Genomic DNA, 14,798 nt, shown 5'->3' with positions numbered 1-14,798 from the left:
TTTGATCCGCAGTTTTAATCTTTATCCCGCTGCTGTCCGTCCGCCTTTTTGTTCTTCTTTTTATTGTTCTCGATCACATCAATCAATTTAAAGGCGTTGACATCGCCCAGTTCGTTTGAAAATTCCTCTTGAAGCACATCTGGATTCATCGGTTTTTTATGGTTTTGCATATCCTTGCTTTTTTGATGTTTTTTCATTGGCGCGATTCTCCCTGCTTCCCTTGTTTCGAGTTGCGGTTGGCGCCCCTGTCTCCGTTTTCGGCATCATATTGGGTCATGTATTGATGATCATGCATGCTTTCAGCAGGCGTTTTATTGTTAAGAGCCGCTTCATTTCTGGCAACTTTTCTTTTCATGATGACATTCCTTTCTTTTGTCGTTTCATCCATATCCTTTCCGTTTCCGTACATTCCACACATCCAGTTTTCGGCAAAAAAATAAGCACCCTGAAGGGTGCTTATTTAAACACTTTTTTCACTTTATTGACGACATATGAGCTGCCGCCGCGATCTGACACATCCTCAATCATCATCGTGATTAAAAGGTTTTTGTTTTTGTAATCATAAGCGGTGAACCAGCCGTTTTCTTTACCTTTTTCGTCTTTCTTCGTTTTCAGCTCGGCCGTTCCCGTTTTCCCTGCGATCGTGAGCCCTTTGACAACCGGCTTGTAAGCCGAGCCGCGAGGGTCTTCTACAACGCCTTTCAATCCTTTTGTAATCGCTTCTGCTCCGCCTGTGGGCAGTACGTTTTTATGCCATATTTCTTTCTCTTCGCCGTCCTTTTTGATCAGGTGCGGCTTGATCAGATTACCATCGTTCAAGAAAGGCGTATAGCTTGCCGCGAGGTGTATCGGCGACATCAGCATTTGCCCCTGTCCGTATCCTGAATCGGCAAGGAGAATATCCGAGTCGATTCCTTCGTTTGATATGGAGGAAGACTTCGTCGGGAATTCATAATCAAGTTTTTCCTCGAAGCCGAATGATTTCAGGCCTTCGACAAATTGATCCTTCCCTGTGTCAAGGGCGGTCTGCGCGAAATAAATGTTGTCGGAAGTGATCAGCGCGTTTTCCAGGTTGACATCGCTTAATCGATCGGAAACCCGTGTGACTTTATATCCGCCCCATGACGAATCTTTCTGCCATTCCTTCCCTTCGATCTTCTTAGGTTCATCCGCTTTGATCGCGTCATTTTTCAGACCGATTGAAGCCGTGATCGGTTTGATCGTTGAACCCGGAGCATAGGTTTTATTAAATTTAGAGGTGAATGGCGCAGACGCATCTTTGTTGAGTTTTTCCCATTCTCCTTTTTTCCAGCCGAACAAAAACCCGTTCGGATCGTATGAAGGCGCGCTGACAAGCGCCAACGTTTCTCCAGTCTGCGGCTCTAACGCAACGGCAGCACCGGAGTCATCTTTTAACTGGTTGTACAGTTCTTCCTGTTTGTTGATATCGATCGTGGTATGGATGTCTTTTCCGTCTTTTGCATCCTTTGAGGCAACTGTCGCGTTTGATTCAGGAATCGAAATCGTCCAGCCGATTTCTCCTCTGAGTTCTTTTTCATAAATGTGTTCGAGACCGACGATTCCGAGCAGTGAATGCTCGCTGTAGCCTTCTTTATTCTGCTTTAATTCCTCTTCGGTAATCGGCCGTATGTAACCGGTAAGATGTGCGGCTTTTTCACCGTAAGGATAGTATCTTGATTGCGTGTCTTGTTTCAAAACCCCGGGAAGAGAGGTCGCTTTTTTAAGAAGCTCTGTGCTACCAGGCTTCACTTTTTTCAAGGGAACGAATGATTCGTCCGTCACCCAGCTTGCGGACAGCTGTTTTTCGATGTCTTCTTTTTCCATGTCAAGCATGTTCGCGAGCTTTTTGATGACACCATCTTTATCATCTCCGAGCTGCCCCGGAACGACGCCGATTTCAGGCACTGTCGCATTCGTAGCGAGTTTCTTTCCGTTTCTGTCATAAATGATGCCTCTCGCTGGTTCCTTGGCGGTAATCCGGATGGTCTCCCCTTCCTTCAGCTGTGAAAAAATAAAGGATGGGTTCCAGTTGACTTTCCATGACGTGTCACCGTCTTTTTTTTCTTTGACAAGCTTTGCCTTCCCTTCAAAAGAAACGGGGCCGGCCAATGTATTCATGCTGACTTTATACGGTATTGTCACTGCATCTTTTTTCTCTTTATTTTTTTCATCTTCATCGTTATCGACGGCTGAAACCTTCAAATCGGAAACTCCGATCTGTTCATAAATGGATTGATTGCGCTTGATGAAATCGTCTTTTGAAATCGATTTTTGCGCTTCAGCCGACAGCTGTTCATACATTTCTTCAAATTTTTGATCGTTCCATTTGTTTACATATTGATCCATGCTTTCTTTTGCTGTCGGCTCGTTAGAACAGGCTCCGGCGAGCAATAGAAATCCGGCGGCTATAAACAAATGGATGACTCTCATTTTCATCGTTGCTTCCCCCTTTTTTTCAATCCGCCATTTAAGCATTATATCATACAAATAAATACAGCGACCGACTTTATGATCATAAAAAAAGACAGTTTAACTAAACTGTCTTTCTTATCCGATAATTATTCTTTCCTTTGGATAATGGTAGTTCGCTTCGATTTCTTTTCTGCCGAATAAATAAAGCAGCGTGACAATGCCGATTCGGCCGATGAACATCAGAAGGATGATGACACTTTTGCCGATCGTGCTCAAATCTGAAGTAATGCCCATCGACAAGCCGGTCGTACCGAAGGCAGAACACACTTCAAACAGCAGTTCAAGCAAAGAATGTTTTTCCGTCATTGTCAAAATGAGTGTCGAGCCGAAAACGAGAATAACCGCCATCAGCGTCACAATCAATGACTTCATTAAGTCCGCCTGGTGCAGTTCACGTTTGAAAATCTTCACCGATTTATTTCCCCGCGCGAAGTGATACAGCGCCAACAGGTTTAAGGCAAAGGTCGTTGTCCGGATGCCCCCGCCGACAGAGCTTGGCGAAGCGCCGATGAACATGAGCATGCACATAAACAAAATGGTCGTATGCGTGAATTGGCTGATGTCGATCGTCGCGAGTCCGCCGCTCCTGGTCGTCGTCGACTGGAACAACGAATAGAATATGACTTCGTGCCACGATTTTCCTGAAAAGGCAAAGCGCGCTTCCGTGGCGAATATGCCGATCGCGCCTCCAATCACTAAAAGGAAAAAAGTGACTGATGTCAGTTTGGTAAACAGGCTGAAAGTGAATTTGCGCTCTTTGCTGAGCAGAAAATCCTTTACCTCAATCAGCACCGGGAAGCCGATCGCACCCAAAATCAACAGCATGATGACGATAAACTGGACAAAATAATCGTGCTGAAACGGAATCAGCGAGTTGCCGGTAATATCAAAACCGGCATTGGTCGTTGCGCTGATACTCGTAAAAAACCCGTGTATAAAGGCTTCCCCAGGTGTATCAAAATACTTTAAAAAGTAAGTGCCGAGAATCAGCCCGCCAAACAGCTCGATCAGCAGGATCAAGCCGAGCACGTGCTTCATCAGCTTGACAAGGCCCGATAAGTTGGATTGATTTTGATCGGTCATAATCAGCCGGCGCTCTTTCAAACCGATCCGCTTGCCGAAAATCAGCCAGACGAATGTTCCGAGCGCCATCACACCGATCCCGCCAAACTGCAAAACAAACGCCAAAATCCATATTCCGGCTGTGCTGAATGTATCAGCTGTATCAACAACCGTCAAACCGGTTACGCTCACTGCGCTCACCGCAGTAAAAAGGGCATCGATAAATGACCATTCCACATCATTCTTGTGTGCAACGGGCAGACTTAATAATATAACGGAAACCGTCACCGCCAAAAAATAATAGAGCGCGATCAGCTGTACAGGAGACAGCACGCGCAGTAGTTTTTTCAATAAAACCTTCATAATCGTTCCTTCTTTTCAATATTCAAAAGTTGCGCTTCTTGTGTATAACGTGTTCCATTTTAAAGGAAACATGCTCTTATGTACAGCCGATTTTCGATTTTTAAATTTAAAAAGTAAACCCCCTTGAAAAAGGGGGTTTGCATATTGATTATTTTGCTTCCAGACGGCGGATTCTGTCGCTTAAATCAGGGTGTGTTGAGAAAAGCGATGTGTGCTTTTTCCCGTTGATTTTCAAAGTGGCAACAGATGCCTGCTCTTCTTTGACTCTTGAAGTGTACTGCTCAAGCGAGCGGAGCGCGTGAATCATCTTATCCTTGCCTGCAAGGTCCGCTCCTCCTCTATCCGCATGATATTCGCGGTGGCGGGAGTACGCAAACACGACAAGGCTTCCGAGAATGGAAAACACGATTTGGAATACGATGACCGCGATAAAGTGAACGATCGGCGCCAGCTCTTCACGGACAACGCGTGAAACAGCCCATGCCGCAATCCGGGCGAAGAAAACAACAAACGTGTTGACGATTCCCTGAAGGAGCGTCATTGTCACCATATCGCCGTTTGCGATATGCGCGACTTCGTGAGCAAGAACGCCTTCCACTGCGTCGTCATCCATTTCCTGAAGAAGACCCGTCGATACAGCGACAAGCGAGCGGTTTTTGGACGGCCCTGTCGCAAAGGCATTCACTTCGCGTGAATTGTAGATGCCGACTTCAGGCATCTTTGTCAGTCCGGCAGCGCGGGACAGCTTATATACCCGGTCAACGAGCTGCTGCTCTTCGTAGCTGAGCGTTTGCTTATCAGGATTCAGCACCTGAACGCCCATCGCCATTTTCGCCATCCATCTTGACATCAAAAGCGACATAAAGGAGCCGACAAAGCCGACAACCGCACTGAATACGAGAAGCGCAACAATATTGATGCCGCCGCCAGCCGTGAAATACGTGCCTACGCCTGTCAGCGAACCGATAATGGACAGCACAATACCGATCGTCGTAATAACTAAAATGTTCGATAAAAGAAAGAGAAAGATTCTTTTTCCCATGATTACCTCCATGTTATAATAAGATCAAATGAACTCGTATAATAAAATTATACGGCATAGAATTGAAAATGCAAGTGATAAGACGTAAGATAATGTTTATATTGTTTGCTATTTCATTTTAATACATAATGAGGTGGAATGATGAAACCTTTTAAACTGACTCGCCTGGAAATGGCCAAACTGATGTACGCTTTAAAAGGGCAGCTGGATGTCAGTCCGCTTGCGATTCTTTTGAGATCGGCCGATTTGGCGCCCGATAAGCCGGAAGACAATTTGGACATCCCCGAATTCATTGTCCGGTACGAACGAAAAAAACCAAAAACGGAACACGGGCTTTCCACAAATGAAATTGTTGAACTTGGGAATTTGTGCGAACTGACATCCTTAAAATCGACAGCCATCCAAAACTGGATCAAACGCGATATAAAAGATTTGATGGGACATCCGGAACTGGGCAAAAAATATTCCATCGACCAAGCCGTCATCCTTCTCATTGTACGAGACTTAAAATCGGTTTATGACTTCGAAACGATCCGTCCAATCTTAACAACGGTTTTTAATACGATTACAGACCGCTCAGATGATGTGGTGAGTCCGCTGCGCTTTTATGAAGGGTATGCGCGGGTTCTCGATTATGTGTACCGGATCAAAGACTATACGCTGAATGAATCGGCGCTCGAAAAAATCGTCATCGAGCAGACTGGACAGCTCCGCGGTTTTTATCAAGATCTGGCCGATCCCGAATGGAACAAAGCGAGAGATATCACCGCTGTCACTGTGCTATCCGTTATCGCTTCGCACATACAGGCAACCGCCCATTCCATGATTGACAGCGTCTTCTTAAAATATGGTATGAAGTAATCGCCGCTGACCGGTGCGCCTGGCTATTGAGCCAGGCGTTTTTTACACCTTCAACAATTGCCAGCATAAAAAGCCTCAGTCCATTTCAAACTAAACAAGCAGTACCAATTGAAAAAGGAGTTGAGAATCATGGCAAGAACGAATAAACTCGTCGTTCCCGGAGCGGAGCAGGTTTTAGACCAGTTCAAATATGAAATCGCCCAGGAGTTCGGCGTCCAGCTCGGCTCGGACTCGGTCGCTCGCTCAAACGGGTCTGTAGGCGGGGAAATGACAAAACGACTTGTACAGCAGGCACAAGCTCAAATGAATGGGCATACTGACAAATAAATACTCTATGGTTTATTCGCCGGGCCCGCTCGGCGGATATTCTTGTTGATTTGTTTGGTCAGAAGGTTTTTTCTCCTTTTGATAAGGAGTTTTAGGGCTCTCTTGATTTGTGCCGGAACCGCTTCTCTGCGTTCCTTCCTCCGACTGCTGACCGTCTTTGTCATTATGGTTATGTTCTTGAGGGTTTTCGGTATTAGGGGATTTTGACTCCTTTTCTTTTTCCATTTCTTGATCAGATTGAGAGTGATCTTGATCTGAAGGTTTTTCGCCGTCCGGATGATCTTCCGTATCTGATTCTTCATCATCCGTATGTTGTTCCGGCTGATCTTCTTCTTTCACAGCTTTCTCTTTTTCTCCTGTATCTTCTCCCTGATTTTGATCATCTTTGTTATCTTCATTGTCATCATCTTTGTTTTTGTCTTCTAATTCATCTTTGTGGGAACGGATATAACGGCCTGTTGAGATGCCTTCTTTTTGTGCTTTTGCACGCGTATCAAGGTCTGATTCCACCGCTTCCATCTTATAGTTCTGCTGCTCGTATTTTTTCGCTACATGATCGATTTCGCTTTTTACCGTCGCCTTATATGTGTCATCTTTATTGTTTTCATATACGGTGGCGATAAGCACTTCTTTTGATTCGGTGACATAACCGCTCTTATCGCTGTCTTCGACAATTTCACTGATCACTTCTTTAAAGTCAGACTTTTCCCAATTTTCTATACTGCTCATTAAGTCCTTCCCATCCTCGTTCAGCGGCACCAAATCGATCACTTCACAGTTTTTGTTGAGTGTCAATTCAAAGCTTGGATTGATATCGATCGTCATATAGGCATATGCTTTATTGTTTAAAACATCAGGGATGATCATGAAAGCGAGCAGCATGATCGCCGCGATTGAAAAAACGCCTGCTTTCAGCGGACGGAGCGAAAGCAGATCAAAAAAGCCCGCACGCTTCCTCGACATTCTCGTCTCCGCGGGAAAAGCAATTTCCTGACCGATTTCATAATCTTCCTCTGTGCTCTTTGCTTTTAAAAATTGTCCGTCAGGGGTTAGCAATGTGACGAATTTTTTATTTTTTTCTACAATAATTCCTCTTCTCATGAATTGAGCACCCCTTTTAGATAATCTTTAAGGTAAACATAATCGCCCGTTATAATGATCGCCATAGCAATGATATATTTGCGGTTTCTCTCTACGGTTTTTCTGCTGACAGCCACCAGCTTTTCAAGCTGTTTGACGGGAAGCTGCTTTTTTTCAAACAAGACCTTTTTTAACTCTTCATGTTCGACTAGCGTATATGCCACTTTGATGGCGTTTTGCCTTGCATCCGTATGTTTCGGCGAATGCTCCAGCAAATCGGAAAAAGACAGGCCAAAACTTTTAAGCCTTTCTTTAAAATGGAAAATCTCCTCCCGCCTCTGCTCCTGTTCGAGCATGCGGTTGAATTCATGAATGGAAAGCTCCGCTTCAATCATGCTTTGAGAGGATTCCTGTTCTTCTCCTTCTTGCATGTCCATATTGATATTCTGGGCATTTCTCGCTTCTTTTCTGATATAATCAATGACTTTGCGCTTAATGATCAGCTCTGCAAATGCCAGCAGAGAATTTCCTTTATCTGAAGAATATTTTTCAATGGCTTCATTGAATGCAATCAAGCCGATGCTGAATTCATCATCTTTTTCATCTATATATCGTTTGCACACGGATGAAACCGTTTTAGCCACAAAAGGCTTATACTGATGGATAAGCTCGTTTTGCAACTGCTGATTTCCTTTTTGTATGCTTATTACAGACTCTTCTAATGATTGTTGTTTCTTTTTTCCTGTCTTAAACAAAAGGCTAAGCACTGGTTTCACCTCAGTTCCTCCCTATACTACTCATTAATGATAGCTAATTTGATAGGGATTCGCAAAGGAGAAAACGCGGTATTCATTTCTAATTTTTCAATTGTGACAATGATTTGTTTGATCTCCTAGAACAATTCGTGATCTGTTTGACGATTAAGGGGGTTTTCCCGCCGTTTTTGTAACACGCCTGTTAATAAAATGAAATCTTATTTCGGTTGGACTAGGGCAATCATCCCTAGTGCTTCCCAGTGCGGGCAAACAAAAAAGACCGCCGGTGAAAGACCGGCAGTCTGGCGAAAGCTGTTTACTCCTCTGCAGCTTTATTCTCGTGTTTGTTCGGATTTGTCATAAACCATCCCCCGAGCGCAATAGCGATCAGCACCGCCCAGAAGATGAACTTCCAAGTACCTGAATGAATAAAATGTTCAGAGACGATGTTGATTTGCGGGTGTGCGAGCGTATAGAGCGTCAGTTTCACACCAACCCAGCCGACAATCAGAAAAGCAGCCGTTTCCAGGCTCGGACGTTTCTTTAACAAGTTCACAAATTGACTTGCAGCAAAACGCATAATAATCAGTCCGATAATCCCACCGGCTAAAATCACCATGAACTGTCCGCCGTCAAGTCCGCCGATTTGCGGCAGGTTCGTTGCCGGAAGTGTGACAGCCAGCGCAACCGCCGCCAAAATCGAGTCGACGGCAAACGCGATGTCCGCCAGCTCAACTTTGATAACCGTCGGCCAAAAACCGCTTTGCTTCGACTCTTTCACCTTTTCGTCCTTTTTGAAAACATGGGTTTTCAAAATATGGTGAATGGAGATGTAAAGCAGATAGACGGCGCCGATCGCCTGCACCTGCCAGACGTTGACAAGAAAAGAGATCGCAAACAAAGCGCCGAACCTCATCACAAACGCGCCGGCCAACCCGTAGAAGAGCGCTTTTTTTCTGTCTTTTTCAGGCAAGTGTTTAACCATGACCGCCATGACGAGGGCATTGTCCGCGGCCAAAATACCTTCCAGCCCGACTAGGATGAGAAGAACCCAACAATATTCAAGTAATAATGCTGCATCCATTTTATAATTCCTCCTAAGTGATTGTCTCTTTCTCTTATTCCCGCTAATGCAGCAGGGTATTTTCAGAAAACAAAAAAGACCTCTGCCAACATTAGGCAAAGGTCTTGCTAGACATGGTTATCATTGATTAAATCATGCCAACAAAGCCGATGGATGAACATCCATGAACTGACGACTTTGTTTCCGGTTTTAACATCCGGACGCTACTCCCCTTTGGGATAAAAGAAAATATTGAATTATAAGATAATATTAACCTCATATGCGCCCGGCTGTCAATCCTTATTTTTATTTAAAAAAGTTGAAACGCTTTGCGATTTGACTTTCTTCCGCCTGCCTTTCACCCAAAGGTAAAGAACGAACAAAACGATGAATCCGATGCCGACCGGAAGAAGGTATCCGTCCAATAGGCTGCCGACCTTGCTCCAGTTTTCGCCGAGGTAAAAGCCTAAATAGACATAGACGAACGTAATCGGCGTGATCGCAAGGAATGTATAAATACAAAACACCCACACGTTCATTCTAGCGAGTCCGCACGGAATGGAAATCAGCGTTCTGATGCCCGGTATAAACCGGCCGCTGAATGCGACAAACCCCCCGTGCTTTTCAAAAAACCTGTCCGATTTTTCGAGCGCTTCAGGCTTAATGAAGAAGTATTTGCCGTAGCGCTCCAAAAACGGCCGCCCCCCGTACCTCCCGAGCCAGTAAAGCGTCAGCGGACCTGCGACACCTCCCAGTGAACCTGCGGCAACGACCCCGATCAGCAACATATCGCCTTGATACACCCAGTAGCCGGCAAGCGGCAGAACGATTTCAGCCGGCACGAATTCGATGCACAGCGCCAGAAAAATCCCTAAATACGAGAGGCTCTTAAACGCCTCAGCCAATGATAAAATAAACTCCTCGATATCGACCACAACCTTTGACGATTGATAATTTCAAGTTCCAAAGAACGTACAAAAACGATTTTAACACAATTCAGGAAAATTGAAGAGCAAAATGGGAAGTCCTCCTTAGAAAGAGCAGAAGGATATCATTTTTTATTGGCGAATTTCATTATATATAGTATAATTCACGAATTATACCGGATGTAGCGCTATTGCCGCTTTTTTTATGTCAACGGTTAAGAGTACGGCAGTCTGGCCTTTCATAATACAGTATAGAAATTCAGATTTTTCATCATAGTACAAAAAGGCGGAGAAGAAAGTGACAGAAGTTTTTGGTGAATATAATGGATGGTTCGTTCTTTTATCCTATATCACTGCGGTTTTGGCAGCATACACAGCCCTTGATTTATCGGAACGGGTCGTCCATACAAAGGGCAGGAAAAATATCGGATGGCTTTTGGCCGGATCCCTCACGATGGGGCTTGGTATCTGGTCTATGCACTTTATCGGGATGCTGTCATTTCAGACAGCCGAAGAAATGAAATACGATTTGAGATTCGTCTTGCTTTCGATTGTTGCCGCTTTCGCAGGCTCGCTCATTTCATTTTATGTTGTGAATGGAAAAGAACCGACGAATGCAAGACTGGCGGCGGGCTCCCTTGCAATGGGAAGTGCGATCGCATCCATGCATTTTCTCGGGATGGAGGCGATGGAGAATATGACAATCGTCTATCATCCCGTTCTTTATGCCGCCTCTTTTGCAATCGCCATTTTCGCCTCCTTCGCTGCCTTAAAACTGTCGGTGGTATTCGCCAAAAAAACCGGCTCCTTTCGGATCTTGTTCATTAAAATCGGAAGCGCGCTTTTAATGGGCGGTGCCATTTCCGGCATGCACTATACAGGAATGGCAGCAGCTACTCTTTTCATGACTGACGGCCGTGATACAGGCCGCGAAGGAATCGATGCAATTGAACTGGGCATTATGATCGTACTTGTCAGCCTGATGCTTCAATGCTTCTTGATTTTCGGCGCCTTCACTGACAAGCGTCTGCTGTTTCATATCGAGAAAATCAAAGATAATGAGGAACGGTTCCAGTCCTTAATTAACCACAACATTGATCCGATCTACGTGTTTTCACTTGAAGGCAAAATGCTTTCCGCCAATTCATCGGGATACAGCCTTCTTGAAAAAATGGGAGTTGAGCCTGAGCGCCTGTCTTCGTTTTTTCGACAGGAGGATCATGACAGACTGCTCAACTGGTTTCTTCAGGTCCAAAATGAAAAACAGGCCCTCAACCGCGACACGGAAATCGAAATAGCTGAAAAGCGTTTTGATGTAAATGTGACGCTGATACCGGTGTACGTCAGAAAGCAGCTTGACAGCATTTATGTCATTTGTAAAGATATGACAAACCAGCGTGAAGCAGAACGCAAAATCCATAGAATGGCTCACTATGACGCGTTGACAGATTTGCCAAACAGACGGTATGCAGTCGACCATCTCGCAAATGCTCTGGAGCGGCAGAAGACGGGGACGGCCGTATTGTTTTTGGATTTAAACCGTTTCAAAGTGTTTAATGACGCCCTTGGCCACGACGTCGGAGATCTGCTGCTGGTGGCAGCAGCACAGCGTTTGGCGCATTGTGTGCCTGATGAAGGCTTCATCGCCCGGTTAGGCGGTGACGAATTTATCATTGTCGCCCCTTTACATGGAACCGATCAGCTGACCAGGCAATTGATCAGTCAGTTTGAAACGCCTTTTCACATTAAAGAGCACCGTCTCAAAACATCCGTCAGCATCGGAATCGCCGTTTCCCCGGCCGATGGAACAGACGGTGATGAGCTGATGAGAAAAGCCGACATGGCCATGTACGCCGCGAAGCACAAAAGCAAAAGCAGATATCAATATTTTTCTTCTTCTCTCGCCAGAAAGAACAGGCCGTCTTTGCAGGAGGAACCCGAGCCGAACTAAGCGCTTTCCCCAAGCAAATCACTGTATCGCCGCAAGCATCCGGGCCGAAGCCTGGATGCTTTTTTTCGCGCTGTTATCCATAAGTTGCTATTCATGAAACAATCTGCAGAGAGGCATCAATAAAAGAAAAGGAGTTGAACCGAACCGATGCATACGATGTGGAAAGGCTCAATCAGCTTCGGCCTTGTCAATATCCCCATTAAACTGTTCGCAGCGACAGAGGATAAGGATATTAAATTAAGGTCGCTTCATAAAGGATGCCGCGCCCCGATTCAGTATGAGAAAAAGTGCACAAACTGCCACCAGGAAATCGCGCCCGACGACATCGTCAAAGGCTACGAATATGTTAAAGGCAAATACGTCGTCTTATCGGACGATGAGCTGAAACAGCTCAAAGAAGAGCAGGAAGACAAAGCTGTCGAAATTGTTGATTTTGTCCAGCTAAAGGAAATCGACCCCATCTATTTCAACCGTTCATATTTCGTCGGACCGGGAGATAACGGTGTAAAAGCGTACTCCCTTTTGCGCGAAGCGCTCAGAAAAACAGAAAAGATCGGGATCGCCCATATGACCATCCGCTCAAAAAAACAGCTCGCCATTCTTCGCGTCTACGAAAACTGTATTTTAATGGAGTCCATCCACTACCCTGATGAAGTCCGAAACGCGGCCCACGTACCCGGTGTTCCGGAGGAAACCGCGGTCAACGAAAAAGAGCTGCAAACCGCGATTTCACTAATAGACGAGCTGACGACGACATTTGCGCCTGAACAATATGAAGATACGTACAGACTTGCGCTGATGGATAAAATCAAAGAGAAAATCGATCATCATGAGGGTGTCACGCCAAATGCCGGGGCCGCCGCTCCGCGCGAAGATGTCATCGATCTCGTGAGCGCTCTCCAAGCCAGCATCGAACGAACAAAAGCGCCTGACCGGGAAGCGGCAAAAGCGCCTGTTGCAAAAGGAACCGGGGAAAAAAAGAAAAAAACGTCGCGCAAAAAAGCTTCAGAGGCAAAATAAAAAATGGGAATCACGATGCAGCCCGTATTGACCACATCCGCTCCTTCAGGCGGCAATTGGCGATATGAAGCCAAGTATGACGGGTATCGGGGGCTTTTAAAAATTTCCGCGGCCGGCGACGTTTCGCTCATCAGCAGAAACGCGCAGCCGCTCGAAAACACATTTCCGGAAATTACGGAGTTTGCAAAAAGCATGATCGAAAATCTCAAAGAACACTTGCCGATCACAATTGACGGGGAAATTGTGTCGTTGACAAACCGTTTTCGTTCCCGGTTTGAATACGTCCAAAAAAGAGGGTTAAGCAAAAAGACCGAGTCGATTGAACAAGCTGCCGCGAAGAAACCGTGTCAGTACCTCGCTTTTGATTTACTGGTCTTTAAAGGAGAAAGTGTAACCCCGCTCCCCTATACCGAACGAAAACGCATGCTTTCCGACCTGATGAAAGAACTCGGCTTGCCGATGGCTCCCGATCCGATGGCTTACGCACGAATTCAATACATCCCTGACACTTCAGATTTCCATGCTCTTTGGCATGCTGTTAAAAGGTTTGACGGCGAGGGAATTGTCGCGAAGAAAAAAGACAGCCGCTGGGCTGAAAGTAAAAAAACAGCCGAATGGCTCAAGCTCAAAAACTACAAAAAAGCAGCTGTATTTATGACAGGCTACAACATGGCAAACCGTTATTTGACCATCGCCGTCTATGACCGCGGTCAAATCAAAGAAGTCGGTTCGGTTTCCCACGGACTTGGAGAACAGGAAAGAAACGCCATTCTTTCAATCGTCAAGCAGTACGGAACCGAAACAAAGCCCGGCGAATATACCATAGATCCGTCGATTTGCATGACGGTCCATTATTTAACGATTCATGACGGGACATTGCGCGAGGTGTCGTTTGTTTCTTTTGAATTTGACATGGCTTGGGAAGATTGTACTTACAAGCGCCTGCTGCTTCATTCAAGAAACGTCCACCCCGATTTGCAGCTGACAAGCCTTGATAAAGTCATCTTTCCTAAAAGCAATAAAACAAAAGCGGATTACATCGGATACCTGAATGAAATCGGCGATTTTCTGCTTCCGTTTCTCGACAATCGGGCGCTTACCGTTATCCGTTATCCGCACGGTTCCGGCGGAGAATCTTTTTTTCAAAAAAACAAGCCCGACTACGCACCCGAATTTATCACGTCGATTCGGGATGACGAGCACGAGCATATCATCTGCAGCGATTATTCGGTTCTGCTGTGGCTTGCCAATCAGCTTGCGCTGGAGTTCCATATCCCTTTTCAAACAGCGGATACGACCCGTCCGACCGAAATCGTTTTCGATCTCGATCCGCCTTCAAGGTCGGCGTTTCCGCTGGCCGTCAGAGCCGCGAAAGAGCTTCACCGTTTATTTGATCAGCTCGGCCTCTTATCTTTTCCAAAGCTGTCGGGAAATAAAGGGATACAAATCTATATTCCGATTTCAAAAAACGCCTTTACTTATGAAGAAACCCGCCTTTTCACAAGCTTTGCGGCTTCTTATTGTGTCTCGCTTTTTCCCGATCTGTTCACAACCGAACGCCTGATTAAAAACAGGGGCGGAAAACTCTATATTGACTATGTGCAGCACGCTCCGGGAAAAACGATTATCTGCCCGTATTCCACAAGAGGCAATGAGCTTGGCACAGTGGCCGCACCGCTGTTTTGGGATGAAGTCCATTCAGACTTGGCACCCTCAAATTTTACGATGGAGGCTGTCATCAAACGCACAAAGGAACTCGGATGCCCTTTCGAAAGCTTCTTCAGACAGCCCCAAGACAAACAGATCAAAGCTATTCTCGATCACTTAAAAGAAAATGACCGTACGGAAAACTGAC

14 protein-coding genes are annotated in these 14,798 nt (G+C 45.6%); 5 read left to right on the top strand and 9 right to left on the bottom strand.

What is annotated here, in order from left to right; translation table 11 throughout:
• Window positions 1–14: 14 nt before the first annotated feature.
• The 5 genes from KI350_RS09820 to htpX form a co-directional block, all read right to left on the bottom strand.
• Window positions 15–197, bottom strand: a complete 183-nt coding sequence (locus KI350_RS09820; RefSeq protein ID WP_020451131.1) for a hypothetical protein — start codon at window positions 195–197, stop codon at window positions 15–17.
• Entirely contained in the window at window positions 194–409 is a 216-nt protein-coding gene (locus KI350_RS09815) for a hypothetical protein (RefSeq protein WP_023856450.1), read from the bottom strand. Before KI350_RS09815 ends, KI350_RS09820 begins: the two co-directional genes overlap by 4 nt.
• Window positions 410–456: 47 nt before the next feature.
• Window positions 457–2,457, bottom strand: a complete 2,001-nt coding sequence (locus KI350_RS09810) for a penicillin-binding transpeptidase domain-containing protein (protein ID WP_020451129.1) — start codon at window positions 2,455–2,457, stop codon at window positions 457–459.
• 111 nt (window positions 2,458–2,568) lie between these two features.
• Complete coding sequence (locus KI350_RS09805; RefSeq protein ID WP_025811989.1) at window positions 2,569–3,918, bottom strand: TrkH family potassium uptake protein; 1,350 nt, start codon at window positions 3,916–3,918, stop codon at window positions 2,569–2,571.
• A gap of 148 nt (window positions 3,919–4,066) precedes the next feature.
• Window positions 4,067–4,960, bottom strand: a complete 894-nt coding sequence (gene htpX, locus KI350_RS09800) for a protease HtpX (protein WP_025811991.1) — start codon at window positions 4,958–4,960, stop codon at window positions 4,067–4,069.
• A 141-nt stretch (window positions 4,961–5,101) separates the two neighbouring features.
• Here htpX and KI350_RS09795 point away from each other — a divergent pair, with 141 nt between their 5' ends.
• Together KI350_RS09795 and KI350_RS09790 are read left to right on the top strand one after the other, a co-directional pair.
• Window positions 5,102–5,821: a DUF1836 domain-containing protein gene (locus tag KI350_RS09795; RefSeq protein ID WP_059231541.1), complete on the top strand. Its 720-nt coding sequence runs from the start codon at window positions 5,102–5,104 to the stop codon at window positions 5,819–5,821.
• Window positions 5,822–5,950: 129 nt separating this feature from the next.
• The gene (locus KI350_RS09790; protein WP_020451125.1) at window positions 5,951–6,148 is read left to right on the top strand and encodes an alpha/beta-type small acid-soluble spore protein; all 198 of its coding nucleotides are present in this window, start codon (window positions 5,951–5,953) and stop codon (window positions 6,146–6,148) included.
• Between the two features lie 12 nt (window positions 6,149–6,160).
• On the opposite strand, the gene KI350_RS09785 is transcribed toward KI350_RS09790, so the two are convergent.
• The 4 genes from KI350_RS09785 to KI350_RS09770 all read right to left on the bottom strand — a co-directional run bounded on the left by KI350_RS09785 (window position 6,161) and on the right by KI350_RS09770 (window position 9,981).
• Entirely contained in the window at window positions 6,161–7,249 is a 1,089-nt protein-coding gene (locus KI350_RS09785) for an anti-sigma factor domain-containing protein (protein WP_039072685.1), read from the bottom strand.
• Window positions 7,246–8,004 (bottom strand): RNA polymerase sigma factor SigI, encoded by a 759-nt coding sequence (sigI, locus tag KI350_RS09780; RefSeq protein ID WP_039072684.1) that lies wholly within the window; start codon window positions 8,002–8,004, stop codon window positions 7,246–7,248. Before sigI ends, KI350_RS09785 begins: the two co-directional genes overlap by 4 nt.
• A gap of 295 nt (window positions 8,005–8,299) precedes the next feature.
• Entirely contained in the window at window positions 8,300–9,067 is a 768-nt protein-coding gene (locus KI350_RS09775) for a TerC family protein (protein ID WP_039072683.1), read from the bottom strand.
• Between the two features lie 272 nt (window positions 9,068–9,339).
• Entirely contained in the window at window positions 9,340–9,981 is a 642-nt protein-coding gene (locus tag KI350_RS09770) for a DedA family protein (RefSeq protein ID WP_026579816.1), read from the bottom strand.
• Window positions 9,982–10,270: 289 nt separating this feature from the next.
• On the opposite strand from KI350_RS09770, the gene KI350_RS09765 reads away from it, so the two are divergent.
• From KI350_RS09765 to KI350_RS09755, 3 genes are all read left to right on the top strand, one after another.
• Window positions 10,271–11,923, top strand: coding sequence for a diguanylate cyclase domain-containing protein (locus tag KI350_RS09765; protein WP_023856782.1), 1,653 nt, complete (start codon window positions 10,271–10,273; stop codon window positions 11,921–11,923).
• Between the two features lie 147 nt (window positions 11,924–12,070).
• Window positions 12,071–12,943 carry a non-homologous end joining protein Ku gene (ku, locus tag KI350_RS09760; protein ID WP_212930473.1) on the top strand — a complete coding sequence of 291 codons (873 nt, stop codon included), beginning with the start codon at window positions 12,071–12,073 and terminating at the stop codon, window positions 12,941–12,943.
• Between the two features lie 3 nt (window positions 12,944–12,946).
• Window positions 12,947–14,797 (top strand): DNA ligase D, encoded by a 1,851-nt coding sequence (locus KI350_RS09755; protein WP_025812000.1) that lies wholly within the window; start codon window positions 12,947–12,949, stop codon window positions 14,795–14,797.
• The last annotated feature ends 1 nt before the right edge of the window (window position 14,798 follow it).

The sequence above is a fragment of the Bacillus sp. J41TS8 genome, from assembly GCF_018333035.1.
GTDB classification, from domain to species: domain Bacteria; phylum Bacillota; class Bacilli; order Bacillales; family Bacillaceae; genus Bacillus; species Bacillus paralicheniformis.
This window is presented reverse-complemented; position numbering and strand designations above follow the sequence as displayed.

Coding starts and splice junctions, on each gene's coding strand:
- htpX (WP_025811991.1), bottom strand. CDS start 4,960: ATGGGAAAAAGAATCTTTCTCTTTCTTTTATCGAACATTTTAGTTATT.
- KI350_RS09790 (WP_020451125.1), top strand. CDS start 5,951: ATGGCAAGAACGAATAAACTCGTCGTTCCCGGAGCGGAGCAGGTTTTA.
- KI350_RS09795 (WP_059231541.1), top strand. CDS start 5,102: ATGAAACCTTTTAAACTGACTCGCCTGGAAATGGCCAAACTGATGTAC.
- KI350_RS09775 (WP_039072683.1), bottom strand. CDS start 9,067: ATGGATGCAGCATTATTACTTGAATATTGTTGGGTTCTTCTCATCCTA.
- KI350_RS09755 (WP_025812000.1), top strand. CDS start 12,947: ATGGGAATCACGATGCAGCCCGTATTGACCACATCCGCTCCTTCAGGC.
- KI350_RS09820 (WP_020451131.1), bottom strand. CDS start 197: ATGAAAAAACATCAAAAAAGCAAGGATATGCAAAACCATAAAAAACCG.
- KI350_RS09785 (WP_039072685.1), bottom strand. CDS start 7,249: ATGAGAAGAGGAATTATTGTAGAAAAAAATAAAAAATTCGTCACATTG.
- KI350_RS09815 (WP_023856450.1), bottom strand. CDS start 409: ATGTACGGAAACGGAAAGGATATGGATGAAACGACAAAAGAAAGGAAT.
- KI350_RS09805 (WP_025811989.1), bottom strand. CDS start 3,918: ATGAAGGTTTTATTGAAAAAACTACTGCGCGTGCTGTCTCCTGTACAG.
- ku (WP_212930473.1), top strand. CDS start 12,071: ATGCATACGATGTGGAAAGGCTCAATCAGCTTCGGCCTTGTCAATATC.
- KI350_RS09810 (WP_020451129.1), bottom strand. CDS start 2,457: ATGAAAATGAGAGTCATCCATTTGTTTATAGCCGCCGGATTTCTATTG.